This window comes from Mycobacteriales bacterium (assembly GCA_035995165.1).
Lineage (GTDB): Bacteria > Actinomycetota > Actinomycetes > Mycobacteriales > CADCTP01 > CADCTP01.
Genome location: DASYKU010000028.1, coordinates 1 through 25,106, shown reverse-complemented (window position 1 = coordinate 25,106; position 25,106 = coordinate 1). Strand labels below are relative to the sequence as shown.

The 25,106-nt window shown below is 73.9% G+C and carries 25 protein-coding genes and 2 pseudogenes; 4 read left to right on the top strand and 23 right to left on the bottom strand.

Going from position 1 to position 25,106, the window contains the following annotated elements; all coding sequences use genetic code 11:
• Positions 1–160: 160 nt before the first annotated feature.
• From VGP36_05350 to argC, 6 genes and pseudogenes are all read right to left on the bottom strand, one after another.
• Positions 161–661: pseudogene (locus tag VGP36_05350) on the bottom strand (arginine repressor).
• The gene (gene argF / locus VGP36_05345; GenBank protein ID HEV7654154.1) at positions 658–1,581 is read right to left on the bottom strand and encodes an ornithine carbamoyltransferase; all 924 of its coding nucleotides are present in this window, start codon (positions 1,579–1,581) and stop codon (positions 658–660) included. Before argF ends, VGP36_05350 begins: the two are co-directional and overlap by 4 nt.
• Positions 1,581–2,831, bottom strand: a complete 1,251-nt coding sequence (locus tag VGP36_05340; protein HEV7654153.1) for an acetylornithine transaminase — start codon at positions 2,829–2,831, stop codon at positions 1,581–1,583. Before VGP36_05340 ends, argF begins: the two co-directional genes overlap by 1 nt.
• Positions 2,828–3,769 carry an acetylglutamate kinase gene (gene argB, locus VGP36_05335; protein HEV7654152.1) on the bottom strand — a complete coding sequence of 314 codons (942 nt, stop codon included), beginning with the start codon at positions 3,767–3,769 and terminating at the stop codon, positions 2,828–2,830. The genes VGP36_05340 and argB overlap by 4 nt, the downstream gene beginning before the upstream one ends.
• Positions 3,766–4,917 (bottom strand): bifunctional glutamate N-acetyltransferase/amino-acid acetyltransferase ArgJ, encoded by a 1,152-nt coding sequence (gene argJ, locus VGP36_05330; GenBank protein HEV7654151.1) that lies wholly within the window; start codon positions 4,915–4,917, stop codon positions 3,766–3,768. The genes argB and argJ overlap by 4 nt, the downstream gene beginning before the upstream one ends.
• A gap of 52 nt (positions 4,918–4,969) precedes the next feature.
• Positions 4,970–5,986, bottom strand: a complete 1,017-nt coding sequence (gene argC / locus VGP36_05325) for an N-acetyl-gamma-glutamyl-phosphate reductase (GenBank protein HEV7654150.1) — start codon at positions 5,984–5,986, stop codon at positions 4,970–4,972.
• Between the two features lie 61 nt (positions 5,987–6,047).
• Here argC and VGP36_05320 point away from each other — a divergent pair, with 61 nt between their 5' ends.
• The gene (locus tag VGP36_05320) at positions 6,048–6,812 is read left to right on the top strand and encodes an SDR family oxidoreductase (protein ID HEV7654149.1); all 765 of its coding nucleotides are present in this window, start codon (positions 6,048–6,050) and stop codon (positions 6,810–6,812) included.
• On the opposite strand, the gene VGP36_05315 is transcribed toward VGP36_05320, so the two are convergent.
• The 8 genes and pseudogenes from VGP36_05315 to VGP36_05280 form a co-directional block, all read right to left on the bottom strand.
• Entirely contained in the window at positions 6,802–8,697 is a 1,896-nt protein-coding gene (locus VGP36_05315) for an ABC transporter ATP-binding protein (protein HEV7654148.1), read from the bottom strand. The two genes, VGP36_05320 and VGP36_05315, sit on opposite strands and share 11 nt — an antisense overlap.
• An 84-nt stretch (positions 8,698–8,781) precedes the next feature.
• Positions 8,782–9,513, bottom strand: coding sequence for an enoyl-CoA hydratase/isomerase family protein (locus VGP36_05310; GenBank protein HEV7654147.1), 732 nt, complete (start codon positions 9,511–9,513; stop codon positions 8,782–8,784).
• A 71-nt stretch (positions 9,514–9,584) separates the two neighbouring features.
• Entirely contained in the window at positions 9,585–9,797 is a 213-nt protein-coding gene (locus tag VGP36_05305; GenBank protein ID HEV7654146.1) for a helix-turn-helix domain-containing protein, read from the bottom strand.
• 145 nt (positions 9,798–9,942) lie between these two features.
• Positions 9,943–11,544: an ABC-F family ATP-binding cassette domain-containing protein gene (locus VGP36_05300; GenBank protein ID HEV7654145.1), complete on the bottom strand. Its 1,602-nt coding sequence runs from the start codon at positions 11,542–11,544 to the stop codon at positions 9,943–9,945.
• 105 nt (positions 11,545–11,649) lie between these two features.
• A complete protein-coding gene (locus tag VGP36_05295; GenBank protein HEV7654144.1) occupies positions 11,650–12,438 on the bottom strand; it encodes a VOC family protein in 789 nt (262 codons plus the stop codon).
• Between the two features lie 557 nt (positions 12,439–12,995).
• Positions 12,996–13,196 (bottom strand): annotated as a pseudogene (locus VGP36_05290) (MSMEG_6728 family protein).
• Between the two features lie 16 nt (positions 13,197–13,212).
• Positions 13,213–14,640 (bottom strand): MFS transporter, encoded by a 1,428-nt coding sequence (locus tag VGP36_05285; protein ID HEV7654143.1) that lies wholly within the window; start codon positions 14,638–14,640, stop codon positions 13,213–13,215.
• A complete protein-coding gene (locus VGP36_05280) occupies positions 14,637–16,283 on the bottom strand; it encodes an AMP-binding protein (protein ID HEV7654142.1) in 1,647 nt (548 codons plus the stop codon). The genes VGP36_05285 and VGP36_05280 overlap by 4 nt, the downstream gene beginning before the upstream one ends.
• A 139-nt stretch (positions 16,284–16,422) precedes the next feature.
• On the opposite strand from VGP36_05280, the gene VGP36_05275 reads away from it, so the two are divergent.
• Together VGP36_05275 and VGP36_05270 are read left to right on the top strand one after the other, a co-directional pair.
• Complete coding sequence (locus tag VGP36_05275; GenBank protein HEV7654141.1) at positions 16,423–17,337, top strand: hypothetical protein; 915 nt, start codon at positions 16,423–16,425, stop codon at positions 17,335–17,337.
• Between the two features lie 12 nt (positions 17,338–17,349).
• The gene (locus VGP36_05270; GenBank protein ID HEV7654140.1) at positions 17,350–18,072 is read left to right on the top strand and encodes an MBL fold metallo-hydrolase; all 723 of its coding nucleotides are present in this window, start codon (positions 17,350–17,352) and stop codon (positions 18,070–18,072) included.
• Here the strand turns inward: VGP36_05270 and VGP36_05265 are convergent.
• On the bottom strand, positions 18,069–18,746 hold the full coding sequence (locus tag VGP36_05265) for a GNAT family N-acetyltransferase (protein ID HEV7654139.1): 678 nt from the start codon (positions 18,744–18,746) through the stop codon (positions 18,069–18,071). The genes VGP36_05270 and VGP36_05265 overlap by 4 nt on opposite strands.
• Positions 18,747–18,925: 179 nt before the next feature.
• On the bottom strand, positions 18,926–19,345 hold the full coding sequence (locus tag VGP36_05260) for a MarR family winged helix-turn-helix transcriptional regulator (protein ID HEV7654138.1): 420 nt from the start codon (positions 19,343–19,345) through the stop codon (positions 18,926–18,928).
• A 58-nt stretch (positions 19,346–19,403) separates the two neighbouring features.
• Here VGP36_05260 and VGP36_05255 point away from each other — a divergent pair, with 58 nt between their 5' ends.
• Complete coding sequence (locus VGP36_05255; GenBank protein ID HEV7654137.1) at positions 19,404–19,784, top strand: nuclear transport factor 2 family protein; 381 nt, start codon at positions 19,404–19,406, stop codon at positions 19,782–19,784.
• Positions 19,785–19,865: 81 nt separating this feature from the next.
• On the opposite strand, the gene VGP36_05250 is transcribed toward VGP36_05255, so the two are convergent.
• The 7 genes from VGP36_05250 to VGP36_05220 form a co-directional block, all read right to left on the bottom strand.
• A complete protein-coding gene (locus tag VGP36_05250; protein ID HEV7654136.1) occupies positions 19,866–20,204 on the bottom strand; it encodes a metal-sulfur cluster assembly factor in 339 nt (112 codons plus the stop codon).
• Positions 20,201–20,656 carry an SUF system NifU family Fe-S cluster assembly protein gene (locus tag VGP36_05245; protein HEV7654135.1) on the bottom strand — a complete coding sequence of 152 codons (456 nt, stop codon included), beginning with the start codon at positions 20,654–20,656 and terminating at the stop codon, positions 20,201–20,203. The genes VGP36_05250 and VGP36_05245 overlap by 4 nt, the downstream gene beginning before the upstream one ends.
• Positions 20,653–21,891 (bottom strand): cysteine desulfurase, encoded by a 1,239-nt coding sequence (locus tag VGP36_05240; GenBank protein ID HEV7654134.1) that lies wholly within the window; start codon positions 21,889–21,891, stop codon positions 20,653–20,655. The genes VGP36_05245 and VGP36_05240 overlap by 4 nt, the downstream gene beginning before the upstream one ends.
• Positions 21,888–22,649 carry a Fe-S cluster assembly ATPase SufC gene (sufC, locus tag VGP36_05235; GenBank protein ID HEV7654133.1) on the bottom strand — a complete coding sequence of 254 codons (762 nt, stop codon included), beginning with the start codon at positions 22,647–22,649 and terminating at the stop codon, positions 21,888–21,890. The genes VGP36_05240 and sufC overlap by 4 nt, the downstream gene beginning before the upstream one ends.
• A 4-nt stretch (positions 22,650–22,653) precedes the next feature.
• Positions 22,654–22,968: a non-heme iron oxygenase ferredoxin subunit gene (locus VGP36_05230; GenBank protein HEV7654132.1), complete on the bottom strand. Its 315-nt coding sequence runs from the start codon at positions 22,966–22,968 to the stop codon at positions 22,654–22,656.
• Positions 22,965–24,194: a Fe-S cluster assembly protein SufD gene (sufD, locus tag VGP36_05225; protein HEV7654131.1), complete on the bottom strand. Its 1,230-nt coding sequence runs from the start codon at positions 24,192–24,194 to the stop codon at positions 22,965–22,967. The genes VGP36_05230 and sufD overlap by 4 nt, the downstream gene beginning before the upstream one ends.
• Positions 24,195–24,469: 275 nt before the next feature.
• On the bottom strand, positions 24,470–25,106 hold a 637-nt coding region (locus VGP36_05220; protein HEV7654130.1), incomplete at its 5' end, for a SufD family Fe-S cluster assembly protein.

Sequence of the window (25,106 nt, the reverse complement as noted above, 5' to 3'; positions counted from 1 at the left end):
TCGGGTTGGGTCAGGCGGAGGTCCGGGCCGGTCGTCGCCGCCGCAGCTCGGGCTCGCCGGCCGCGTCGCCGGCACTGCTGCGGTGCGCCTGCTCGTGCTCGATCGCGGCGCGCAGGCGGCGCTGCTGGACGGTGAGCTGGTCGGGCACCTGCCGGTGGGACAGGGTCCGCATGAGCTCGGCCAGATCCTTGCCGCCGTCCGGGTCGCGGGCGATGAGCAGGACCGTGTCGTCGCCGGCGATCGTGCCGATCACCTCGGCCAGGCCGGACCGGTCGACGGCGGAGGCGAGGAAGTGGGCCGCGCCGGGCGGAGTCCGCAGCACGGCCAGGTTGGCGCTGCCCTCGGCCGAGACCATCAGCTCGGCCAGCAGCCGGATGAGCCGGGCCAGCGCGCCGCCGACGGCCAGCGCCGGCACCGCGGCCGGGGGGCCGCCGTCCTCGGGCACCACGTACGCCATCGGGCCGCCGGCCCCGGTGCGGACCTTGACCGCGCCGAGCTCGTCGAGGTCGCGGGACAGCGTGCCCTGGGTGACCGCGATGCCCTCCGCGGCCAGCAGCGCGGCCAGCTCCCCCTGGGAGGTCACCGGCTGCGCGGCGACCAGCTCGACGATGCGGGCCTGCCGGGCGACCTTGCCCAGCGGGACCGGTGGCAGCTCGGTCATGATCGCTCCAGCAACCAGACGAGCAGCGCCTTCTGCGCGTGCAGCCGGTTCTCGGCCTCGTCCCAGACCGCGCTCTGCGGGCCGTCGATGACCTCGGCGGCGATCTCCTTGCCCCGGTACGCCGGCAGGCAGTGCAGCACGACCGCGTCCGGCGCGGCCTGGGCGAGCGCCTCCGAGGTGATCGCGAACGGCACGAACGGGGCGGTCCGCGCCGCGGCCTCGCCCTCCTGGCCCATCGACACCCAGGTGTCGGTGACGAGCACCTCGGCGCCGGCGAAGGCCTCCTTCGGCTCCTGGGTCAGCTGCACCGAGCCGCCGGTCGCGGCGGCGATCTCGATGGCCCGGGCGACCACGGCCGGGTCGGGGTCGTACCCGACGGGGTTGCCGATGCGGACGTGCAGACCGGCGGTCGCGCCGCCCAGCAGCAGCGAGTGGGCCATGTTGTTGGCGCCGTCGCCGACGTAGGCCAGGGTCACGCCGGCCAGCCGCCCGAGCCGCTCCCGCACGGTCTGCAGGTCGGCCAGGACCTGGCAGGGGTGGAAGGAATCGGTCAGCGCGTTGACCACCGGCACCCGGCTGACCCGGGCGGCGGCCTCGACCCGCTCCTGGCCGAAGGTGCGCCAGACGATCGCCGCGCACTGCCGGTCGAGCACCCGGGTGGTGTCCTCGATCGGCTCGCCCCGTCCGAGCTGGCTGCCGACCGCCTCCATCACCAGCGGATAGCCGCCGAGCTCGGCGATGCCGGCGCTGAAGGACACCCGGGTGCGGGTGGAGGGCTTGTCGAACAGCACGGCGACCGCGCGCGGCCCGGCCAGCGGGGTGAAGGCGAACCGGTCGGCCTTCACCCGGGCGGCCAGCTCGAGCACCTCGACCTGCTCGGCGGGGCTGAGGTCGTCGTCCCGGAGGAAGTGTCGCGGCATCAGTGCGTCCCCTCGTCAGCGCCGGCGTTGGTGGCGCCGACCGTAGCGGCCCGCTCCACCTCCGCGACGGCGGCGGCGAGCGCTGCGACGGCCTGGTCGGCCTCGCCCGCGGAGAGCACCAGCGGCGGGGCGATCCGGACCGCGTCCGGCTGCACCGCGTTGACGAGCACGCCCGCGCCGCGGGCGGCCACCTCGACCTGGGCGGCCACCGGCCGGGTCAGCACCAGCGCCCGCCAGAGACCGCTGCCGCGGACCCCGCGCACCAGCGGCGAGTCGATCGCCGCCAGGCCGGCGGCGAGCCGGTCGCCGACGGTCCGGACCGAGGCCAGCAGGTCGTCCCGCTCGATCGTCTCCAGGACCGCGAGAGCGGCCGCGCAGGAGACCGGGTTGCCGCCGAAGGTGCTGCCGTGCTGGCCGGCGGTGAGCAGGTCGGCGGCCGGGCCGAAGGCGATGCAGGCGCCGATCGGCAGCCCGCCGCCGAGGCCTTTGGCCAGCGTGACCACGTCGGGCCGGATGCCCTCGCTCTGGTGCGCGAACCAGGCGCCGGTCCGGCCCAGCCCGCTCTGCACCTCGTCGACCACGAGCAGCGCGCCGGCCGCGTCGCAGGCCTCGCGGGCCGCTCGCAGGTAGCCCGGCGGCGGCGGGACGACGCCGCCCTCGCCCAGGGTCGGCTCCAGGAAGACCGCGGCGGTGCGCTCGGTGATCGCGGCCCGCAGCGCCGCCTCGTGCCCGTACGGCACGAAGGTCACGGGGCCGGGCAGCGGGGCGAACGGGTCACGCTTGGAGGCGGTCCCCGTCAGCGAGAGCGCGCCGAAGGTCCGCCCGTGGAAGCCGGCCTCGGCCGCCACGACCTCCAGCCGGCCGCCGTCCGGGTCCGAGGTCCAGCCGTGCCGGCGGACGATCTTCAGCGCCGCCTCGTTGGCCTCGGCGCCGTCGTTGCCGAAGAACACCCGGCCGCCACCCCCGAGCAGGCCGACCAATCGCTCGGCCAGCGCGATCCCGGGCTCGTGCACGAACAGGTTGCTGGAGTGGGCCAGGACGCCGACCTGGCGCCGGACGGCCTCGACCAGCGCGGGGTGCGCGTGCCCGAGGGCGGAGACGGCGATGCCCGCGATGAGGTCGAGGTATTCGACGCCGTCGACGTCCCAGACCCGGCAGCCCTCGCCGCGGGCGAGCGCGACCGGTGGGGTGCCGTAGTTGGACATCATGACCGCGTCCCACCTGGCCCGCAGCTGGTCGGCAGCGGTCATGGTGTGCCTCCTGTGGTCGCCGCCGGGTCGTGGGGGGTGACCATCGTGCCGACACCGGAGTCGGTGAAGACCTCCAGCAGCACCGCGTGCGGCACCCGGCCGTCGAGCACGTGCGCCTGCGGGACGCCGCCGCGCACAGCGCGCAGGCAGGCCTCCATCTTCGGGGCCATGCCGGCGGACAGCGTCGGCAGCAGGGCGGCCAGCGCGTCGGCACCGATCTCGCTGACCAGCTCGCCCGCGATGCCGTCGGCCGACCAGGACGAGTAGAGCCCCTCGACGTCGGTGAGCACGACCAGCTTCTGTGCCCCCAGCGCGACCGCGATCGCGGCCGCGGCGGTGTCCGCGTTGACGTTGTACGACTGCCCGCCCGGGCCGCCGGCCACGGTCGCGATCACCGGGATCCGGCCGTCGGCGAGCAGCGCACGCAACGTCCCCGGGTCGACCGCGGTGACGTCGCCGACCAGCCCGAGGTCGATCTCCTCGCCCTCGACCATGAGCGTCCGCGGCTCGGCCGTCATCAGCCCGCCGTCCTCGCCGGACAGGCCGACCGCGAACGGGCCGTGGTCGTTGACCAGCCGGACCACGTCGCCGTTGACCTGGCCGACGAGCACCATCCGGACGACCTCCATCGCCTCCGGCGTGGTGACCCGCAGGCCGGCACGGAACTCCGAGGGGATGCCGAGCCGGTCGAGGTGGGCGGTGATCTGCGGGCCGCCGCCGTGCACGACGACGGGCCGGAGCCCGACGTACCGCAGGAAGACGACGTCCTCGGCGAACGCACGCTGCAGCGCGGGGTCGGCCATGGCGTGGCCGCCGTACTTCAGGACGACGACGGCGCCGTGGAAACGGGCCAGCCAGGGCAGCGCCTCGACCAGCGTCGCCGCCTTGGCCAGCGCGGTGATCCGGTCGGCCGAGGCCGGGGCGACGGTGCCGGTCATGACGAGTACGCCGAGTTCTCGTGCACGTAGGCCAGCGACAGGTCGTTGGTCCAGACGGTCGCGGTGTCCGGACCGGCGTGCAGGTCGACGAGGACGTGGACGTCCCGGCCGGAGAGGTCGACCAGGTCGCGGGGGTCGCCGGCGGCGCCGGCCCGGCAGACCTGCACGCCGTTGATCGCGACGTCGAGCGCGTCCGGCTCGAAGGCGGCCGACGTCGTGCCGACCGCCGACAGCACCCGGCCCCAGTTGGGGTCGTTGCCGAAGAACGCGCACTTGAGCAGGTTGCTTCGGGCGATCGACCGGCCGACCTCGACCGCGTCGGCCTCGCTCGCGGCGCCGGCGACCTCGATCCGGACGTCCTTGGTGGCGCCCTCGGCGTCGGCCAGGAGCTGACGGCAGAGGTCCGCGCAGAGCTGCTCGACCGCCGCGGCGAACGCGGCCGCGTCGGGCGTGACCCCGGAGGCGCCGCTGGCCAGCAGCAGCACGGTGTCGTTGGTCGACATGCAGCCGTCGGAGTCGACCCGGTCGAAGGTCCGGGCGGTCGCGGCCCGCAGCGCGGAGTCGCAGCCGGCCGAGTCGACCACGGCGTCGGTGGTCAGGACGCAGAGCATGGTGGCCAGGCCCGGCGCGAGCATGCCGGCGCCCTTGGCCATCCCGCCCACCGTCCAGCGGTCGCCGGTCACGACCGCGGTCTTCGGCCCGCTGTCGGTCGTCATGATCGCCTGCGCCGCGACGTCGCCGCCGGTCGCGGTCAGCTCGGCCGCGGCCTTGCCCGCACCCGGCAGCAGCAGGTCCATCGGCAGCCGGTCGCCGATCAGGCCGGTCGAGCAGACCGCGACGTCCACCGCACCGATGCCGAGCGCGGTCGCGACGGTCTCGGCCGTGGTGTGCGTGTCGGCGAAGCCGGCCGGGCCGGTGCAGGCGTTGGCGCCGCCGGAGTTGAGCACGACGGCCGTCAGCCGGCCGGTCGTGAGCACCTGCTGCGTCCAGACCACCGGCGCAGCCTTGACCCGATTGCTGGTCAGTACGCCGGCGGCGGCGTCGAGCGGGCCGTCGTTGACGACGAGCGCCACGTCCGGGCCACCGGACGCCTTGAGCCCGGCCGCCACGCCGGCCGCCCGGAAACCCTGGGCTGCGGTCACGCTCACGGTGCTGCTCCTTGTTCGCTCCGGTCGGGCGCCCATGGCGACGTCTTCCCGCTCACGGGGCGATCCCGTCCACGGCGAGGCCGGTGGTCTCGGGGAGGCCGAGGAGGAGGTTGGCGCACTGCACGGCCTGACCGGCCGCGCCCTTGCCGAGGTTGTCGATCGCGCTGCAGACGATCACCCGGCCGGAGCTGATGTCGATCGTCGCCTGCAGGTGGGCGCTGTTGCTGCCGAACGTCGCCGCCGTGTGCGGCCAGCGGTCCTCCGGCAGCAGGTGCACGAACGGCTCCGACCCGTACGCCGAGGAGAGCACGTCGCGCACGTCGGCGGCGGTGACCCCGGGGTGGGCCGGGCGGGCGGTGACCGTCGCCAGGATGCCGCGCGGCATCGGTGCCAGCACCGGGGTGAACGACAGCGAGGAGGCGCCGGTGGCCTGCAGGATCTCCGGCACGTGCTGATGCCGGCCCACCTTGTACGGCGAGAGGTCGCCCATCACCTCGCTGCCGAGCAGGGTGACCTTGGCCGACCGGCCGGCGCCGGAGGTCCCCGAGGCGGCCACGACGACCACGTCCTCGGGCGACACCAGGCCGGATGCGACGAGCGGGGCCAGGGCCAGGATCGTGGCGACCGCGTAGCACCCGGTCACGGCGACCCGGTTGGCGGCGGCGATCGCGGCCCGCTGGCCCGGCAGCTCGGGCAACCCGTAAGGCCAGGGGCCGGCGTGGGGTCCGCCGTAGGCCTCGGCCCAGGCCGACTCCGAGACCAGCCGGTGGTCGGCGCCGAGGTCCACGACCGGCAGGCCGGCCGGGAGCGCGGCCGCGACGGCCGCGGACTGCCCGTGTGGCAGGGCGAGGAAGACCAGGTCGGACTGCGCGAGGGCGGCCGGGTCGGTCGGCACCAGCACGCGGTCGGCCAGGCTGACCAGGTGCGGGTGGACGTCGCCGAGTCGCTCCCCCGCGTTGGCGTGGGCCGCGACCGGCCCGACCTCGAGCTCGGGGTGGGAGGACAGCAGGCGCAGCAGCTCGCCGCCCGCGTATCCGCTGGCTCCGGCGACGGCGACGGTCGTTCCCATGTGCAAGAAGATACCGCATACCGCATGAGTATGCGAGCGGCGAGTAGGGCAGGATCGTCCCGTGGATCTAGGTCTGGCAGGTCGGGTGTTCGTGGTCAGCGGCGGCTCGCGCGGTCTCGGCCGCGCCACCGCCGAGGCGCTGGTCGCCGAGGGTGCCCAGGTGGTGCTCGGCGCCCGCGACGAGGCGGCGGTCGAGCGGGCCGCGCAGGAGCTGGGCGGGTCGGCGCACGCGGTCGGCGTCACCGCCGACCTGGGCCGGGCCGCGGCCGCGCACGCGCTGGTCGAGGCGGCCCGCAGTGCGTACGGCGGGCTGGACGGGGCGCTGGTCAGCGTCGGCGGACCGCCGCCCGGGTCGGCGCTGGAGACCGAGGAGGAGGCCTGGCGGGCCAGCTTCGAGTCGGTGTTCCTGGGCGCGCTGCGGCTCACCCGGCTGGTGGCCGGCGCGATCGGCCCGGAGGGCGGCTCGATCGCCATGGTGCTGTCCAGCTCGGTGCGGACGCCGATCCCGGGCCTGGCCATCTCCAACGGGCTGCGGCCGGGGCTGGCCGGGCTGACCAAGTCGCTGGCCAACGAGCTGGGTGCGCGCAACATCCGGGTCAACGGGCTGCTGCCGGGCCGGATCGCGACCGACCGGACCATCGAGGTCGACAAGGCCGACGCCGACCCGGAGGCGGCCGCGCGCCGGATGCGGGCCGGCATCCCGCTCGGGCGTTACGGCGAGCCGGCCGAGTTCGGCCGGGTCGCGGCGTTCCTGCTCTCCCCCGCCTCGTCGTACGTGACCGGCTCGATGGTGACGGTCGACGGCGGCATGGTGCCTACCTGGTGATGGGCGTGGCCTGGCGCTGGAACTGGGTGCGGTAGAGCTCGGCGTAGAGCCCGCCGCCGGCGAGCAGCTCGCCGTGGGTGCCGGCCTCGACCACCCGGCCCGCGTCGATGACCAGGATCTTGTCCGCGTTGAGGATCGTGGACAGCCGGTGCGCGATGACCAGCGAGGTCCGCCCCGCGAGCGCCGCCGCGAGCGCCTGCTGGACGGCGACCTCGGACTCGGAGTCCAGATGCGCGGTGGCCTCGTCCAGGATCACGATGCCCGGCGCCTTGAGCAGCAGCCGGGCGATCGCCAGCCGCTGCTTCTCCCCGCCGGACAGCCGGTAGCCGCGGTCGCCGACCACGGTCTCCAGGCCGTCCGGCAGCGCGGCGACCAGCGTCTCGACCTGGGCGGCGGCGAGCGCGGCCCACATCTGCTCGTCGGAGGCATCGGGCCGCGCGTACGAGAGGTTCGCCCGGATCGTGTCGTGGAAGAGGTGCGCGTCCTGGGTGACGACGCCGATCGCCGCGTGCAGCGACTCCAGCGTGACGTCCCGGACGTCGTGCCCGCCGACCTGCACCGACCCCGAGCGGACGTCGTAGATGCGCGGCACCAGCTGGCTGATCGTGGTCTTGCCGGCGCCGGACGGCCCGACCAGCGCGATCAGCTCCCCCGGCGCGGCCGTGAAGGTCACGCCGTGCAGGACCTCCTGCGACGGTGCCTGGTCCAGCACCGCCACGTCCTCCAGCGAGGCCAGCGACACCTCGTCGGCCGTCGGATAGGAGAACCGCACGTCGTCGAACTCGATCGAGCGCGCGTCCACGGGCAGCGCGACCGCCTCCGGGGCGTCGGCCACCATCGGCGTGATGTCCAGCACCTCGAAGACGCGGTCGAAGGAGACCAGCGCGCTCATCACGTCGACCCGGACGTTCGACAGCGCGGTCAGCGGTCCGTAGAGACGGGACAGCAGCAGCGCCAGGGTCACCACGGTGCCGGCGTCGAGCCGGCCGGTGAGCGCGAACCAGCCGCCGAGGCCGTAGACGAGGGCCTGGGCCAGGGCGGCGACGAGGGTGAGGGCGACGAAGAAGGTCCGCGCGTACATGGCCGAGACGACGCCGATGTCGCGGACCCGGGTGGCCCGCTCGGAGAAGGACCGGGACTCGTCCGCGGGACGGCCGAAGAGCTTCACCAGCAGGGCGCCGGAGACGTTGAAGCGCTCGGTCATGGTCGCGTTCATCGAGGCGTTCAGCCCGTACGACTCCCGGGTGATCGCCTGCAGCCGGGCCCCGACCCGGCGCGCGGGCAGCACGAACAGCGGCAGCAGGACCAGCGAGAGCGCGGTGATCTGCCAGGACAGCGAGAACATCACCGCCGCGGTGAGGACCAGCCCGATGACGTTCGACACGACGCCGGACAGCGTCGAGGTGAATGCCTGCTGGGCGCCGATCACGTCGTTGTTCAGCCGGCTGATCAGCGCGCCGGTCTGGGTCCGGGTGAAGAACGCCAGTGGCATCCGCTGCACGTGGTCGAAGACCCGGGTGCGCAGGTCGAGGATCAGGCCCTCGCCGATGCGGGCCGAGTACCAGCGCTGGGTGAGCGAGAACACCGCGTCGACCAGCGCCAGCGCGGCCACCACCACAGCGATCTTGACCACGACGCCGGTCGCGCCCGCGTCCCGCTTGCTGATCTCGTTCACGACGCGGCCGGCCAGCACCGGGGTGGCCACCCCGATCACGGCGCTGCCGATGACCGTGAGCAGGAAGATCGTCAGCTCCCGCCGGTACGGCCGGGAGAAGCCGCCGATCCGCCGTACGGTCCCCTTGGGCAGCTTCTGCTCGGTCACCGACGTGTCCCGCCGATAGGAGCGCAGCACCGTCCACGGGCCGTGCCCGCCGGGCATCGTCATCCACGCACCTCCGCCGGGACCAAGTGGTCAAGACTCGCACCACTTCCACCGCTCCGCCGAGGGCGTAACGCGATGGTGCCGACCTCAACCCTGGTCGAGTCCAGCGAGGGCCCGCAGCCGGCGGACCTGGGCCGCCCGCTCGGCCGCCTCCTGCTCGTCCCGGCCCCGGCCGAGCGCGCCCAGCAGCAGCGCCTTGGTCTCGACCACCGCGTCCCGGGCCGGCGCCAGCAGCGCGGCGACCAGGTCACCGACCGCGGCGGACAGCTCGGCCGCGGGCACCACCAGCGTGGCCAGGCCGAGTGACAGCGCCTCGGCGGCCCCGACCCGCCGGGCGGTCAGGCAGATCTCCAGCGCCCGCGAGTAGCCGACCGCGGCCACCAGCGGGCTCGTGCCGCCGAGGTCCGGCACCAGGCCGTAGCTCGACTCGGCCATCGTGAACGAGGCGTCGTCGGCCAGTACCCGCAGGTCACAGGCCAGCGCGAGCTGGAACCCGGCGCCGACCGCGTGCCCCTGCACGGCCGCCACCGAGACCAGGTCCGGCCGGCGCAGCCAGCTGAACCCCTCCTGGTAACCCCGGACGGTCTCCTCGGCCTCGTGCGCCGGCAGCGCGGCGAGCTCGGGCAGCCCCGGCGCTCCCGGGATGCCGCCCGGGCCGAACGCGGCCCGGTCCAGCCCGGCCGAGAACGATCTCCCCTCGCCCCGGACGACGACCACCCGGACGTCCCCGGGCAGCGAGCGACCGGCCTCGCGCAGCGCCGCCCAGGTGTGCGGGGTCTGCGCGTTGAGCCGGCCGGGCCGGTCCAGGACGACCGTCACGACCGGCCCGTCCCGCTCCACCCGGACCCCGGTGAGGTCCGGGTCCGTCCCCGTGACCTCGCTGGTCAGGGTCAGCCCTTCTTCCGCCGGGTCGCGCCCCCACGGCCGCGCAACGTCGTCCCCGACTCGGTCAGGATCCGGTGCACGAACCCGTACGACCGGCCCGAGGATTCGGCCAGGGCCCGGATGCTCTGCCCCGAGTCGTACTTCTTCCGCAGGTCGGCCGCCAGCTTGTCGCGCGCCGTCCCGGTGATGCGGGCACCCTTTTTGAGGTCTGCTGCCACGTTCCGACCCTCCGTCGCCTGTGATCTGTGCGGGTCACCAGGGGTTGTACCCCCTAGCAACCCCATGATCACCCAGGGCAGCGATCAGCACCACCCGGCGACCGTGTGACGCATAAGGTGGCAGCCCGTGACGGACAGGCAGAGATCAGGCCAGCGCGATGAGATCGGCGAGATCCTCGGACCACGCGTCCTCGTCCCCGTCCGGGAGCAGGATCACCTTCTCCGGCTTCAGCGCCGTGACCGCGCCCTCGTCGTGCGTGACCAGCACCACGGCCCCGCTGTACGTGTCCAGCGCGGAGAGCACCTGCTGCCGCGAGGCCGGGTCGAGGTTGTTGGTCGGCTCGTCCAGCAGCAGCACGTTCGCGCCCGAGCTGACCAGCGCGGCCAGCGCCAGCCGGGTCTTCTCCCCGCCCGAGAGCGTGCCGACGAGCTGCTCGACCGTCTCGCCGGAGAACAGGAACGCGCCCAGCACCCGGCGGATCTCCCCGTCGGTCGAGTCCGGGGCCGAGGAGCGCATGACCTCCAGCACGGTCCGGTCCACGTCGAGCTGCTCGTGCTCCTGCGCGTAATAGCCCATCCGCAGCCCGTGGCCGGGCACGACCTCGCCGGTGTCCGGGGTCTCGGCGCCGGCCAGCAGCCGCAGCAGGGTCGTCTTGCCGGCGCCGTTGAGGCCCAGCACGACCACCCGGGAGCCGCGGTCCACCGCCAGCGAGACGTCGGTGAACACCTCCAGCGACCCGTACGACTTGGACAGCCCGTCCGCGGTCAGCGGCGTCCGCCCGCAGGCGGCGGGGGTCGGGAACCGCACCCGGGCGACCTTGTCCCGGGCCCGCGCGCCCTCGGTGCCGGCCAGCAGCCGCTCGGCCCGCTTGGCCATCTGCTGGGCCGCGGTCGCCTTGGTGGCCTTGGCCCGCATCTTGTCGGCCTGGGCCAGCAGGGCGCCGGCCTTCTTCTCCGCGTTGGCCCGCTCCCGCTTGCGGCGGCGCTCGTCCTGCTCGCGGGCCTCGAGATATTTCTTCCAGCCCACGTTGTAGATGTCGGCCTCGGCCCGGTTGGCGTCCAGGTGCCAGACCTTGTTCACGACCTTCTCCAGCAGGTCGACGTCGTGGCTGATGACCACCACGCCGCCGGAGTGGGAGCGCAGGAAGTCGCGCAGCCAGCTGATCGAGTCGGCGTCGAGGTGGTTGGTCGGCTCGTCCAGCAGCAGCGTGGACGCGTCGGAGAACAGGATCCGGGCCAGCTCGACCCGGCGGCGCTGACCGCCGGACAGGGTGCCGAGCGGCTGGGCCAGCACCCGGTCGGGCAGACCGAGGTTGGCGCAGATGCGGGCGGCCTCGGACTCGGCCGCGTACCCGCCGAGCGCGGAGAACCGGTCCTCCAGCTTCCCGTAGCGGATGACGGCGGCGTCCCGGACGGCGTCGTCGGCGGCCTCGGCCAGCGCGACCTGGACCTTCTCCAGCTCGTGCAGCAGGGTATCCAGGCCGCGGGCGGACAGCACCCGGTCCCGGCTGAGCATGGCCAGGTCGCCGGTGCGCGGGTCCTGCGGCAGGTAGCCGATCTCGCCGCGGGTCTCGATGATCCCCCCGTACGGCGAGGACTCGCCCGCCAGCACGCGCAGGGTGGTGGTCTTGCCGGCGCCGTTGCGGCCGACGAGGCCGATGCGGTCGCCGGGCTGGACGCGCAGGGTCGCGCCGGACAGCAGGATGCGGGAGCCGGCACGCAGCTCCAGCTTGGATGCGGTGATCATGGTGACGCTCTTCCGGGGTCGTCGGGACGGGGCCAGTGCGGGACTGGCCCGGTCAGGACATTCGAGGCGTCACGACATCCAGTGTACGTGTCTCGTGCGACCGGGTTACCGCTCCGGCGGCGGGCTCGACCCGTCGGTCTGCATGACCATGAACGTGGCACCGAACGGGTCGGTGACCGTGCCCATCCTCCCGTACGACGACTCGGTCGCCGGGCCGGCCACGGTGCCACCGGCGGCCAGCGCCCGCTCCAGTGCCGCGTCGGCGTCCGCGACGCCGAAGTAGACGACCCAGTGCGGCGGCGCGTCCTGGCCGAACATCCCGCCCATCCCGCCCAGCGGGGCCGGGTCGCCGGCCAGGTGGAAGGTCGCGTAGTCCGGTCCGGCCGCCGCCAGCGAGTGCGTCTCGTAGCCGAACACCGCGCGGTAGAACGGCCAGGCCGACGCCGGATCGGGCGTACGCAGGTCCTCCCAGGTCAGGCCGCCGGGCTCGCTGTACACCTCGGTGCCGAGGTGGGTTCCGGCCTGCCAGACGCCGAAGACCGCGCCGGTCGGATCGGCGGCGACCAGCAGCCGGCCGAGCCGGCCGACGTCGCCCGGCGGCAGCAGCAGCGTGCCGCCGGCGTGGGTGATCAGCTTCGCGCTCGCGTCGGCGTCGGTGCTGGACAGGTAGAGCGTCCAGGCCGAGGGCAGGCCCGGCTGCTGGGTCGGCCCGATGCCGGCCGCGGCGGCCCCGTCGACCTGGCCGATGACGTACCCGCCGAACTCCTCGTCGGACCCGGCGAAGGTCCAGCCGAGGACCTGCCCGTAGAAGGACTGGGCCAGCGGGACGTCGGAGACGGTGAGATCGACCCAGCACGGCACGCCGGCGGGCCAGGGACTGGTGCGGTTCGGCATGGCGGCCATCCCACTCGCTCCGGCCGCCGCTGTCGAGCGGTTCAGCCCAGGGCGAGCACCGGCACGCCGAGGTCGGCCACGCCGTCGACCCGGTCGAGCACGACGAGCCCGAGGTCGGCGGCGGCATCCCGGGTCACGGCCTTGGCCGGCAGGAAGCGGAACTCCGGATCGGCATCGGCCTCCGCCGCCATCGCGGCCAGATCGGCCGGCGTCGGCTCCTTGGCGATCGGCGTGGAGACCTTGCCCGGCCGGCCGCGTACGGGCTCCGGCAGCGCCTCCGGTCCGGGCATCCCGGGCCGGTCCGGGGTGATCCAGAGCGTGTGCCCGGGGGTGCAGAGGCCGGCCAGCAGGCCGGTTGCCGGATCGGACGCCTGCGCGTCCTGCCCGTCCTGCAGCGCGCCGACCGCCGCGGCCTGTTCCTCGGTCGGCTCGTCCAGACCGAGCAGGGCCAGCGCGGTGGCCAGCGGCAGCGGGTCCGGATGGCCCCGGCGCAGCGGCCAGCGCGGGAACACCGACGGCGGCCAGGCGTAGGGCAGGTCGTCCGGCTCCCACGCGTCGCAGACGTCCAGCCCGTAGCGGACCAGGGCCGGGGTGAAACCGCGCCACATCGTCACCGCGGGATGGTTCTTCCAGCCGTACGAGGTCCAGGTCAGGGCGCGCAGGATCTGGTAGGTCTCGACCCGCTGCTGGCCCAGCCGCCGGTCGTCCAGGACGGCTGCGCTCGCCACGAAGTCGTCGTACGGGAGGAAGGTCTGCACGCGGCCTTCCTCCCCGTCAGGCGTCGGTCCTCTCCGGCTCCGGCGCACGAGCAGCGTGCAGCGTGAGAGCGGTGAGGACCAGCGCGACCGCGGTGATGATCGCGGCGCCGAGGAAGCCGCGGCCGGCCCCGGTGGCCAGCGCGCCGGCGGAGTCGCCGGGCAGCCCGGCCGCGCCGGCCCAGGCGACCGTGCCCAGCGCGGCCAGTCCGACCGCGCCGCCGACCTGCCGGGCGGCGCTGAAGACCCCGGAGGCCAGACCCGTCTCCCCCGGCGCGACGCCCTCCAGCGCGGTCAGCGTGAGCGGCACCTGGGTGAGCCCGAACCCGGCGTACGTCAGCAGGGTCGGCAGGAACAGGCCCAGCACGTACCCGTCGGCGGCGTCGATGCGCGAGAGCCAGGCCAGCCCGGCCACGGCCAGGACCAGCCCGGCGACGGTCAGCCGCCGGGCCCCGAGCGGGCCGACCAGCTTGGCGCTGGCCCGGGCGCCGGCCATCAGCACCAGCGACATCGGGATGTAGACCAGCGCGGTGGTCGCGGCCGAGTAGCCCCAGACCCGCTGCAGGAACAGGGTCATGAAGAAGTAGACCCCGAACATCGCGGTGCTGGAGAGCACCAGCACCAGGTACGTCCCCGAGCGCTGCCGGTCGGCGAAGATCCGCAACGGCACCAGCGGCTGCGGGCTCCGCCGCTCCACGGCCACGAACGCGACCAGCAGCACGACCGCGGCGGCGAGCGTCCCGGCCACGGCCGGGTCGGTCCAGTGCGAGACGCCGCCGGAGTCCGTCGCGGCCCGGAGCACGCCGTACACGAGCAGGGTCACGCCGAGGGTGCCGGTGGCCGCGCCGGTCAGGTCGAACCGGCCGCCCCGGGTGGCCGGCTCCGGCAGCGCCCGCGGCGCCAGCAGCACCAGCGCGATCCCGATCGGCACGTTCACCAGCAGCACCCAGCGCCAGGACAGCCAGGTCGTGATCGCGCCCCCGGCGACCAGGCCGAGCGGGCTGCCGACGGACGCGATGGCCACGTACGCGCCGAGCGCCTTGGCCCGGACCGGTCCCTCCGCGAAGGTGGCCGCGATCAGCGAGAGCGCCGCCGGCGATGCCCCGGCGGCGCCGATCCCCTGCAGCGCGCGGCAGGCCAGCAGCTCCCACTGCTGGGTGGACAGGCCGCCGAGCAGCGAGGCGACGGTGAACAGCACCAGCCCGGCCACGAACACCCGGCGCAGCCCGAGGACGTCCCCGGCCCGCCCGCCGAGCAGCAGCAGCCCCCCGAACGCCACCGAGTACGCGGTGACGACCCAGGCCAGCCCCGCGTCGGAGAAGCCGAGCGACCCCTGGATGGCCGGCAGCGCGACGTTCACCACGGTCGCGTCGAGCAGGAAGACCAGCTGGGCGACCGAGATCACCCACAGCGCGAGCCGGCCCCGGGAGTCGGCCGGCTCGCTCACGACGGGATGCCGGCCGCGACCTCCAGGCGGCGGCGCAGCGGTTCGCGCAGCACCTTGCCGAGCGAGTTCTTCGGCAGCTCCCAGACGAACTGGACCCGGTCCGGGCAGAGCACCGGCGCCACCCCCTGGTCCTGCAGGTACTCGCGCAGCTCCCCGACCGTCGGCGGCCGCCCGTCCGGGACCACGACCGCGCAGACCAGGTCGGCGGCGGGCACGGCCGGGTCGGGGTAGCCGACCAGCACCACGTCGGTGACGGACGGGTGCCGCATGAGGATCGTCTCGACCTCCAGCGTGGACACCTTCTGCCCGGACGCGCGGGTGATGAGGTCGTTGCGCCGGCCGGTGATCCGGATCCCGCCGCGGCCGTCGACCCGGGCCAGGTCGCCGGTGTCGAACCAGCCTTCGCTGTCCACAGTGGACTCGTACAGGTCCCGCTGGCCGAGGTAGCCGAGGGTCTGGGAGGCGCCGCGGACCAGCAGCCGGCCGACGTCACCACCGGCCTCGATCGCGATCTTCACCTGCATCCAGGGCATCGGGCTGCCGTCGCTCTGCGCGCCCCAGCCCTCCGGGTCACCGGGCCGGGTCAGCGTGACCCCGCCGTTCTCGGTCATCCCCCAGAGCGTGTGCGCGGGCACGTCCAGCACGGTCCGGACCTCGGCGATGAGGTCGGGCTGGACCGGGGCCGAGCCGGAGACGATCCGGTGCAGGCTGGCGGTGTCCCGGGGCTTGTCCCGCTGGATCCGCAGCAGGTTCACCAGGTAGCTCGGGGACAGGTAGGCCCAGGTGATCCGGTGCCGCTCGACCAGGTCCAGGAACAGCTCCATGTCGGTGTTGTTGTCCTGCATCACGGTCGTCGCGCCGAGCAGCACCGGCAACGAGACCGCGAACGACGAGCCGGCCATGTGGGTGAGGAAGTTCGGCACCGAGATCACGTCGTCGCCGCTGAGGCCCTGCGACTCGGCCACCGTGCGGGCGGCCGCGTACAGCGTGTTCTGGCTGTGCACCACGGCCTTCATCGCGCCGGTGGTGCCGGAGGTGTAGAGCAGCAGCACCGGGTCGTCGGCGCCGCCGGGCTCGATCCCGTCCAGCGGATGCCGCTGCTCCCAGGCCGTCCGGACGAAGAACTCCTCGAAGTCCAGCGCGCCGGTCCGGCTCGCGTCGCCGACCACGACGCGGTGCTTGAGCGTGGCCGGCGCGACCTCGGCCAGCCGCCGGTCGTAGTCGACCCCGCCGAAGCTGTCCACGGTCACGCAGACGGTGGCCTTGCTGGCATCGAGCACGTACGCCAGCTCGCGGCCGGCCAGCACCGGGATCACCGGCGAGCTGACCGCGCCGATCCGGGCGCAGGCCAGGTAGAGCGGGCCGAGCAGCCAGCGGTTGGGCAGGTAGACCGCGACCACGTCGCCGCGGCCGACGCCGAGCTCGGTCAGCGCGGCCGCGCACCGGGTCACGCTCGCCTGGTACTCGGCCCAGCTCAGGGTGCGATCCGGCACCCCGCCGGAGTACGCGATGACGGCCGGGTGGTCGGGGCGCTCCCGGGCGTTGCGCTCCAGGTCGTCGAGGAAGGTCTCCGTACGCCACCAGCCGGCGTCGTAGAAGGCCTTCGTCTCGTCCTCCGACGGCGGTCGCAGCGTGTCCCACATGGCGGGAGGCCTCCTCGTCCGGCAATCCCGCCCTGTCACGGTTGTGTACGGACCGGGACCGACGGGGAAGACTGGTTCATATAGTGCCGTACGAGTCCTTCCCACCCGGACCTGTAGGTACACGATCGTTGGAGGACACGTGAAGATCGGCGTGCTCGGCTGGGACCACGGCCCCGAGGACCCCGACTCCCCCGGGCTGGCCGAGGCCGGGACCCGGCTGGGTCACGAGACCAGCCTGTTCACGCTGGAGGAGGTCTCCTTCGCCGCGGCCGCCTCCGGGCTGCGGGTGCTGCTCGGCGGCGAGCCGGCGTCGTCGTTCGACGCGGTGATCTGCCGGGCCAACCTCTACGGCGACTGGCACACCCGGCCGTTCACCGGCTGGGAGGAGCGGCTGGAGACGCTGCAGGCGGTGACCACCGCCGTCGGCGCGGAGCGGATGTTCGACCCGGCCGACGTCTGGTTCGCCGGCTACAGCAAGTTCCTCACCGCGCAGAAGCTCGCCGCGGCCGGGCTGCCGGCGCCGCCGACCCGCTCGGCCACCTCGATGGCGGACGTGGCCGCGGCCGTCGCGGACTGGGGGCCGACGGTGGTCAAGCCGTCCTTCGGGCTGCGGGCGATGGACGTGGAGCGGGTCACCGACCCGTCCGACCCGGCCGCGGTGGCGCTGGTGGAGCAGCTGCTGGGCAACTACAAGACGCTGCTGTGCACGCCCTACTACCCGACCGAGTACGGCGAGTTCCGGCTCACCGTCGCCGGCGAGGCGATGCCGATCAACATGCTCAAGCTCCCCGCGCACGGGGTGTGGCGGGTCAAGACGCTGGAGGGCGCCAGCTTCGAGCGGCTGGAGGCGCCGCCGGAGCTGGCCGACCTGGCGCTGCGGGCGGCCCGGGCGATGGGCATGACGCTGGCCGGGCTCGACATCCTGCCGACCCCGGACGGGTACGTCGTGCTCGAGGTCAACCCGGTCGCCGGATTCCTCAACATCTTCGGCGAGGAACCCCGCCAGGAGGTCTTCACCGCCGTCTACGACTGGGTCGAGAAGCACGCCGGCTGAGATCATCTGCACATGCGACTGACGGTGCTGGGTGGGAGCGGGGCGTGGCCGGCGGCGGGCGGGGGCTGCAGTGGCTACCTGGTCGAGCAGGACGGGTTCCGGCTGCTCGTCGACCCCGGATACGCCACCGTGCCCCGGCTGCTGATGCTGCTGCCGGCCGCGGCGGTCGACGCGGTGCTGGTCACGCACGGGCATCCGGACCACTGCGCCGACCTCAACCCGCTGCTGCGGGCCCGGGTGCTGCCCGGCGGCGCGGGCGTGCTGCCGGTGCACGCGCTGCCGGGGGCGCTGGACGCGGTGCTGGCGCTGGACGCGCCGCCGATGCTGGCCGGGTCGTACGCGCTGCACGACCTGGTCGGGACGACCGCGATCGGCCCGTTCGCGGTGCGGACCGTACGGCTGCCGCACTTCGTCCCCAACCTCGGCGTCCGGCTGACCGGCGACCGGTCGCTGGCCTACACCGGGGACGCGGCCCCGGACGACGCACTGCTGGACCTGGCCCGGGACGCGGACGTGCTGCTGGCCGAGGCGTCCTTCGTGGACACCGTGCCGGAGCGGCAGCGGGCCGGGCTGAGCACGGCCGTCTCGGTCGGCCGGCAGGCCGCGGCCGCCCGAGTGCGGCAGCTGGTGCTGACGCACCTGTTCCCGACCACGGACGCGGCCGCCGCCCGGGCGGCCGCGGGCGCCGCCTTCGCCGGCCCGGTCGACGTCGCGACTCCGGGGTTGGTCGTCTAGGCGAGAAGGACCTCGGCCGCGACCGGGCGGTAGCCCGCGGCGAGGAACATCCGCAGGGAGGCGACGTTGGCCGGGGAGACCTGGGCCCACAGGACCGTGGCCGGCGGGACCAGCGCGGGAGCGGTGGCGACGAGCGCCCGGCCCAGGCCGCGGCCCCGGTACGCGGGGTCGACCTCGAGCGAGACCTCCCAGCGGCCGGCCAGGCCGCGGCCGAGCACGAGGATCGCGCCGGGCACCGTCCAGGCCCGGACGTCGGTCCGGTAGCGCTCGGCCCGCCGCAGCCGGGCCGAGTCGGCCCCGGTCACCGGAGTCAGCCCGGCCAGCGGGATCCCCGGCAGCTGGATGCCCTGCGGCTGGATCCCCTGGCGCACGACCTTCTGGGGCACGACCTTCTGGGGCACGACCGCCTGCAGCGCGACCGCCTGCGGCGCGATCCCCTGCGGCGGGATCTCTTGCCGAGGCGCGACCAGCACGGTGTCGTACGCGCCGGGCTCGGCCCCGACGCGGTCGGCCAGCGCGGCCAGGAACCGGGCCGACATCGGCGCGGACAGCGAGCCCGGCGGCAGCACCGAGCGGACCCAGTCCGGGTCGACGTCCGCGGCGACCACGTGGTGGGCGGTGAACCCGATCACCCCGGCCACCGCTCCCCCGGCCGCCCGCGGCAGCACGGTCACCCCGCCGTCCGCCACCGGCGGCCGCCCGCCCGCAGCCGCGGCAAGAATCTCCCCGAGCCCCACCCTCTCCGCCGCTCCGGCCGCCTCCGGCGACCCAGCCGACCACGCCGACCCAGCGGCCCCGGCCGAGTGGGGCTGGCCGGGCGGGTCCGGAGGCGGGGGACGGGTCGGTGGGTCGGTCATGGGCCGACGTTGGTTGCGAGGCGGGTGAGGAGGTCGGCGAGGTGGGCGGCGTCGGCGTCGGTGAGGCCGGTGCGGAGGCGGCGATCGTGCGCGACCGCGGCCTCGCGCAGGCGCAGGAAGAGCGTGTCGCCGGCGTCGGTGATCTCGACCAGGGACGTACGGCGGCTGGCCGGGTCGCGCCGGCGGGTCACCAGGCCGGCCTCCTCCATCCCGTCCAGGTGGTGGCTCAGCGTCGCGCCGCGGATCCCGACCGCCTCGGCCAGCTCGCTCTGGCTGCCCAGCGAGCGCGTCTTCAGCGACAGCAGTACCAGCCAGACCGGCAGCGAGCCGCCGGCGGCGGCCAGCCGCTCGTCGAAGGCCCGGCTCACGGTGCGCGCGGTCCGGGTCAGGACGAGCCCGAGGGGCGGTTGCGTCACAGCCGCCATCCTAATCGATCGGTAGACATCTAACAGTTAGAAGGCTAACGTTCACAGCATGGACGACATCATGACGACCGGACAGAAGTGGGCGACGGCGGAGAGCACCGGCGACACGGCGGCGCTGGCCGAGCTGGTGACCGAGGACTTCCGGGTGATCGGCCCGGTCGGGTTCACCCTCGACCGGCCGCAGTACCTGGGCCGCTACCAGGGCGGGTTCACCCCGGAGTCGGTGAGCTGGGACGAGGTCGACGTCCGCGAGTACGGCGCCGCCGCCGTCACCGTCGCCACCGTGACGCAGCGGGCCTCGTTCCAGAATCAGCGCGCGGACGGGACCTTCCGGGTCGGCCACCTGTTCGTCCGGGACGGCGACCGCTGGCGGATCGCGAACGTCCAGTACTCGATGATCGGCGGCCCGTCGCCGTTCCAACAGAAGTGAACGCGGACACAAGTGAACGCGGACACAAGTGAACGCGGACGGCCCCCGGGGAAACCCGGGGCTGTCCGCTGAAGGACCGGCTCAGACGTTGAAGCCGAGCGCCCGCAACTGCTCGCGCCCGTCGTCGGTGATCTTGTCCGGACCCCACGGCGGCATCCAGACCCAGTTGATCTTGAAGTCAGCGGCGACGCCGCCACCCGGGCCGCCGGTCAGCGCCTCCCGGGTCTGGTCCTCGATGACGTCGGTCAGCGGGCAGGCCGCCGACGTCAGGGTCATGTCCAGGGTGACCACCCGGTCGGCGCCGACCTGCACGCCGTAGACCAGGCCGAGGTCGACCACGTTGATGCCGAGCTCCGGGTCGACCACGTCGCGCATGGCCTCCTCGATGTCGTCCACGCTCGGGATGGTGGCCTCGGTCATGCGCTCGCCCTCTCCTGCTCGGCGACGGCCTGTGCCGTCGCGTCCTTCCACGCCATCCAGCCGAGCAGTGCGCACTTGATCCGGGACGGGTACTTCGAGACGCCGGCGAACGCGACCGCGTCCTCCAGCACCTCCTCGTCCGGCTCGACCGCGCCCTTGGACTGCATCAGCCGCAGGAACTCCTCCTGCACGGCCACCGCGTCCGCCACCGGCTTGCCGACCACGAGGTCGGTGAGCACCGAGGTGGACGCCTGGCTGATCGAGCACCCGGCCCCGTCGTAGGAGACGTCCTGGACCACCCCGTCGGACACGCGCACCCGCAGCGTCACCTCGTCGCCGCAGGTCGGGTTCACGTGGTGCACCTCGGCGTCGTACGGCTCGCGCAGCCCGCGCCCGTGCGGGTGCTTGTAGTGGTCCAGGATGATCTCCTGGTACAGGGAATCCATCTTCACAGGAACATCCTTCGTACCTCGTCCAGACCGCGGACCAGGGCGTCGACCTCGTCCCGCGTCGTGTACAGATAGAAAGACGCTCGCGTGGTCGCCGGGATTCCGTAGCGGTCGCAGACCGGCTTCGCGCAGTGGTGCCCGGCCCGGACGGCGACGCCGACCGAGTCCAGCACCTGGGCCACGTCGTGCGGGTGGACGCCGGCCAGCGTGAAGCTCACCGCACCGCCCCGGTCGACCGGGGTGTCCGGGCCGACGATCCTCAGGCCGGGTACGTCGTGCAGCCGCTCCAGCGCGTACGCCGTGATGTCCTGCTCGTGCGCGGCGATCACGTCCAGCCCGATGCCGGTGATGTAGTCCACCGCGGCGCCGAGCCCGACCGACTGCGCGATCGGCATCGTCCCGGCCTCGAACTTGTACGGCAGCGGCGCGTACGTCGAGCCGGTCATCGCGACCGTCTCGATCATCTCGCCGCCGCCGAGGAACGGCGGCAGCTCGTCCAGCAGCGCGGCCTTTCCCCAGAGCACGCCGATGCCGGTCGGGCCGCAGAGCTTGTGCCCGGTGAACGCGTAGAAGTCGGCGCCGAGCGCGGTCACGTCGACCGGCAGCTGCGGCGCGGCCTGGGAACCGTCGACCACCACGACCGCGCCGGCCTCGTGCGCCCGCGCGGCGATCTCGGCCACCGGGTTCAGGGTGCCGAGCGTGTTGGACACGTGCACGAGCGAGACGACCTTGGTCCGGTCGGAGATGAGGTCGTCGATGTTCGAGAGGTCGAGCCGGCCGCCGTCGGTCAGGCCGAACCAGCGCAGGGTCGCGCCGGTCCGCTGCGCCAGCAGCTGCCACGGCACGATGGTGGAGTGGTGCTCCATCTCGGTGATGACGATCTCGTCGCCGGGACCGACCTGCAGCGAGGACTTCCAGGCCATCGTGTTCGCGACCAGGTTCAGCGCCTCGGACGCGTTCTTCGTGAAGACGACCTCGTCCCGGGACGGGGCCTTGATCAACCCCGCGACCTTGTCCCGGCCGCCCTCGTACGCGGCGGTGGCCTCCTCGGCCAGCACGTGCTGGGCCCGGTGGATGTTCGCGTTGTGCCGCTCGTAGTGCTCGACTATCGCCTCGACGACCTGGCGCGGCTTCTGCGAGGTGTTCGCGCTGTCCAGGTAGACCAGCGGCTGGTCGTCGTGCACCCGCCGCTCGAGGATCGGGAAGTCCTTGCGGACCAGGTCGACGTCGTAGCTCACGAGGCCGCCGCCGACCCGGCCCCGGTGAACCGCTCGTAGCCGGAGTCCTCCAGCTGCTCGGCCAGCTCCGGGCCACCCTCCTCGACGACCCGGCCGGCCACGAAGACGTGCACGAAGTCCGGCTTCACGTACCGCAGGATCCGGGTGTAGTGGGTGATCAGCAGGGTGCCGACGCCGGTCTCGCGGACCCGGTTGATGCCGTCGGAGACGACCCGCAGCGCGTCGATGTCCAGGCCGGAGTCGGTCTCGTCGAGGATCGCGAACTTCGGCTTGAGCAGGGCCAGCTGCAGGATCTCGTGCCGCTTCTTCTCGCCGCCGGAGAAGCCCTCGTTGAGGTTGCGCTCGGCGAAGGCCTTGTCCATGTCCAGGGCGGTCATCGCGGAGTTGACCTCCTTGACCCAGGTGCGCAGCTTCGGCGCCTCGCCCCGGATCGCGGTCGCCGCGGTGCGCAGGAAGTTCGACACCGAGACGCCGGGCACCTCGACCGGGTACTGCATGGCCAGGAACAGACCGGCCCGGGCACGCTCGTCGACGGTCATGGACAGCACGTCCTCGCCGTCGAGCAGCACGCTGCCCCGGGTGACCGTGTACTTCGGGTGCCCGGCGATCGAGTACGCCAGGGTCGACTTGCCCGACCCGTTCGGCCCCATGATCGCGTGCGTCTCGCCCGACGTGATGGTCAGGTCGACACCCTTGAGGATCTCGTCGGCCGCACCCTCCACCGACACGTGCAGGTCGCGGATCTCCAGCGTGGACACAGACTCAGCTCTCCAGTCGGACGAGGACCTGGTCGTCCTCGATCTTGGTCTCGTAGATCGGTACGGGAACGGTCGCCGGCAGCCCGGTCGGCTTGCCCGAGCGCAGGTCGAAGCGCGAGCCGTGCAGCCAGCACTCGACCGTGGTGCCCTCGATGTCGCCCTCGGACAGGGCCACGTCCGCGTGCGAGCAGACGTCGCGGATCGCGAACACCTCGCCCTCGGTGTGCACCAGGCACACCGGCTCGGAGCCGAACTCGACCCGGACCGCGGTCCCCTCGGGGACGTCGGCCAGCGGGCAGGCGGTCAGCCAGTCGCTCATGCGCCCACCGCCGCGAGCTCCGCCTCCACGGCCGCGGTCAGCCGGTCGGCCACCGCCGGCACGCCCAGCTGCTTGATCACGTCGGCGAAGAAGCCGCGGACGACCAGCCGGCGGGCCTCGACCTCGGGGATGCCCCGGGCCATCAGGTAGAACAACTGCTCGTCGTCGAACCGGCCGGTCGCGCTGGCGTGCCCGGCCCCGGTGACCTCGCCGGTCTCGATCTCCAGGTTGGGGACCGAGTCGGCCCGGGCGCCGTCGGTGAGCAGCAGGTTGCGGTTCAGCTCGTACGTGTCGGTCTGGGTGCCCTCGGGCCGGATCCGGACGTCGCCGATCCAGACCGTGTGCGCGTCCCGTCCCTGCAGCGCGCCCTTGTACGTCACCCGCGACCGGCAGTTCGGCACGGCGTGGTCGACGTAGAGGCGGGCCTCCTGGTGCTGGCCGGCGTCGGCGAAGGACAGCCCGAGCAGCTCGGCGTTCCCCCCCGGCGCGCTGAAGCGCACGGTCGGGCTGATCCGGACCAGGTCGCCGCCGAAGGTGACGACCGCGTGCCGCAGCCGGGCGTCGCGGCCGAGCTGGGCCGCGTGCGCGGCCACGTGCACGGCGTCGTCGGCCCAGTCCTGCACGGACACGAACGTCAGCGAGGCGCCGTCGCCGACCCGCAGCTCGACGTTCGCGGCCAGCGTGGCCGAGCCGGCGTGGTCGAGGATGACCACCGCCTCGGCCGAGGCCTGCACGTCGACGAACAGGTGCCCGTAGGCCAGCTCGCCGGCGCCGCGCAGGGTGATCGTGATCGGGTCGGCCGGGGTGGTGCCCTTGGGCACGGTGACCACCAGCGCGTGGCGGACCCGCTCCAGCGCCAGCGCGCTGACCCGGTCGGCCGGGGCGAGCACGGAGCCGACCGGCTCGGCGTCGCCGGCCACCTCGCGGATCTCGACCTGGTCGGGCGCGCTGGTCTCGACGGTCAGCGCCGTCTCGGCCGGGAACGGCTCGAGCAGGTCGCGCATGCGGGCCAGCGGAGTGAACCGCCACTCCTCCTCGCGGCCGGTCGGGACGCCGAACTCGTCCGGGTTGCGGGAGGTGAACCGCTCGGCCCGGGGACGCTCGCCCGGCCCGTGCGAGTGGCCGCCGGCGCTGGACGCGCCCGGGGCGACGGCGGTAGCGCGCGCCGGGGTCCGCGGCGGGCCGGCCTGCGCGCCGACGCCCGGCGCGAACAGCTCACCGGCCAGCGCGGCCCGCTCCGCAGCGCCCTCGTCGGCCGCGTCCCGGGCCCCGGCCGCGCCGGAGCCCTCCGGCACCGGGCCGCCGGCCGGAGCCGTGGTCCCGGCGGCGGGGCCCGCCCCGGCCGTCGTGCCAGCGGCCGGGCCGGCGGCGGCCGGGCGGATCGCGTCCGCCGGATCGGAGCCGGGCTCCACCAGCGCGGCCGCCGTCGCCTCGACGTACTCGCTGCGCTCAGTGTCGTTCTCGGCGCCCGGCATGCCGGGTGCCGTCGGGGACGAGCTCATCAGCCGACGGCCCCTTCCATCTGCAGCTCGATGAGGCGGTTCAGCTCCAGCGCGTACTCCATGGGGAGCTCGCGCGCGATCGGCTCCACGAAGCCGCGCACGATCATCGCCATCGCCTCGTCCTCGGTCAGGCCGCGGCTCATCAGGTAGAACAGCTGCTCCTCGGAGACCTTCGAGACCGTCGCCTCGTGGCCCATCGACACGTCGTCCTCGCGGACGTCCACGTACGGGTACGTGTCGGAGCGGCTGATGCTGTCGACCAGCAGCGCGTCGCACTTCACCGTCGAACGGGAGTGGTGCGCGCCCTCGTTGACCTGCACCAGCCCGCGGTACGAGGTCCGGCCGCCGCCGCGGGCGACCGACTTGGAGATGATCGTCGAGGACGTGTACGGCGCGGCGTGCACCATCTTCGCGCCCGCGTCCTGGTGCTGGCCCTCGCCGGAGAACGCGATCGAGAGGACCTCGCCCTTCGCGTGCTCCCCCACCATCCAGACGGCCGGGTACTTCATCGTCACCTTGGAGCCGATGTTGCCGTCGACCCACTCCATGGTCGCGCCCTCGTGCGCCAGCGCGCGCTTGGTGACCAGGTTGTAGACGTTGTTCGACCAGTTCTGGATCGTCGTGTAGCGGCAGCGG

Coding starts and splice junctions, on each gene's coding strand:
- argF (HEV7654154.1), bottom strand. CDS start 1,581: ATGCCGCGACACTTCCTCCGGGACGACGACCTCAGCCCCGCCGAGCAG.
- VGP36_05255 (HEV7654137.1), top strand. CDS start 19,404: ATGGACGACATCATGACGACCGGACAGAAGTGGGCGACGGCGGAGAGC.
- VGP36_05250 (HEV7654136.1), bottom strand. CDS start 20,204: ATGACCGAGGCCACCATCCCGAGCGTGGACGACATCGAGGAGGCCATG.
- VGP36_05300 (HEV7654145.1), bottom strand. CDS start 11,544: ATGATCACCGCATCCAAGCTGGAGCTGCGTGCCGGCTCCCGCATCCTG.
- argB (HEV7654152.1), bottom strand. CDS start 3,769: ATGACCGGCACCGTCGCCCCGGCCTCGGCCGACCGGATCACCGCGCTG.
- argC (HEV7654150.1), bottom strand. CDS start 5,986: ATGGGAACGACCGTCGCCGTCGCCGGAGCCAGCGGATACGCGGGCGGC.
- VGP36_05230 (HEV7654132.1), bottom strand. CDS start 22,968: ATGAGCGACTGGCTGACCGCCTGCCCGCTGGCCGACGTCCCCGAGGGG.
- VGP36_05295 (HEV7654144.1), bottom strand. CDS start 12,438: ATGCCGAACCGCACCAGTCCCTGGCCCGCCGGCGTGCCGTGCTGGGTC.
- VGP36_05270 (HEV7654140.1), top strand. CDS start 17,350: ATGCGACTGACGGTGCTGGGTGGGAGCGGGGCGTGGCCGGCGGCGGGC.
- VGP36_05340 (HEV7654153.1), bottom strand. CDS start 2,831: ATGACCGCTGCCGACCAGCTGCGGGCCAGGTGGGACGCGGTCATGATG.
- VGP36_05280 (HEV7654142.1), bottom strand. CDS start 16,283: ATGTGGGACACGCTGCGACCGCCGTCGGAGGACGAGACGAAGGCCTTC.
- VGP36_05315 (HEV7654148.1), bottom strand. CDS start 8,697: ATGACGATGCCCGGCGGGCACGGCCCGTGGACGGTGCTGCGCTCCTAT.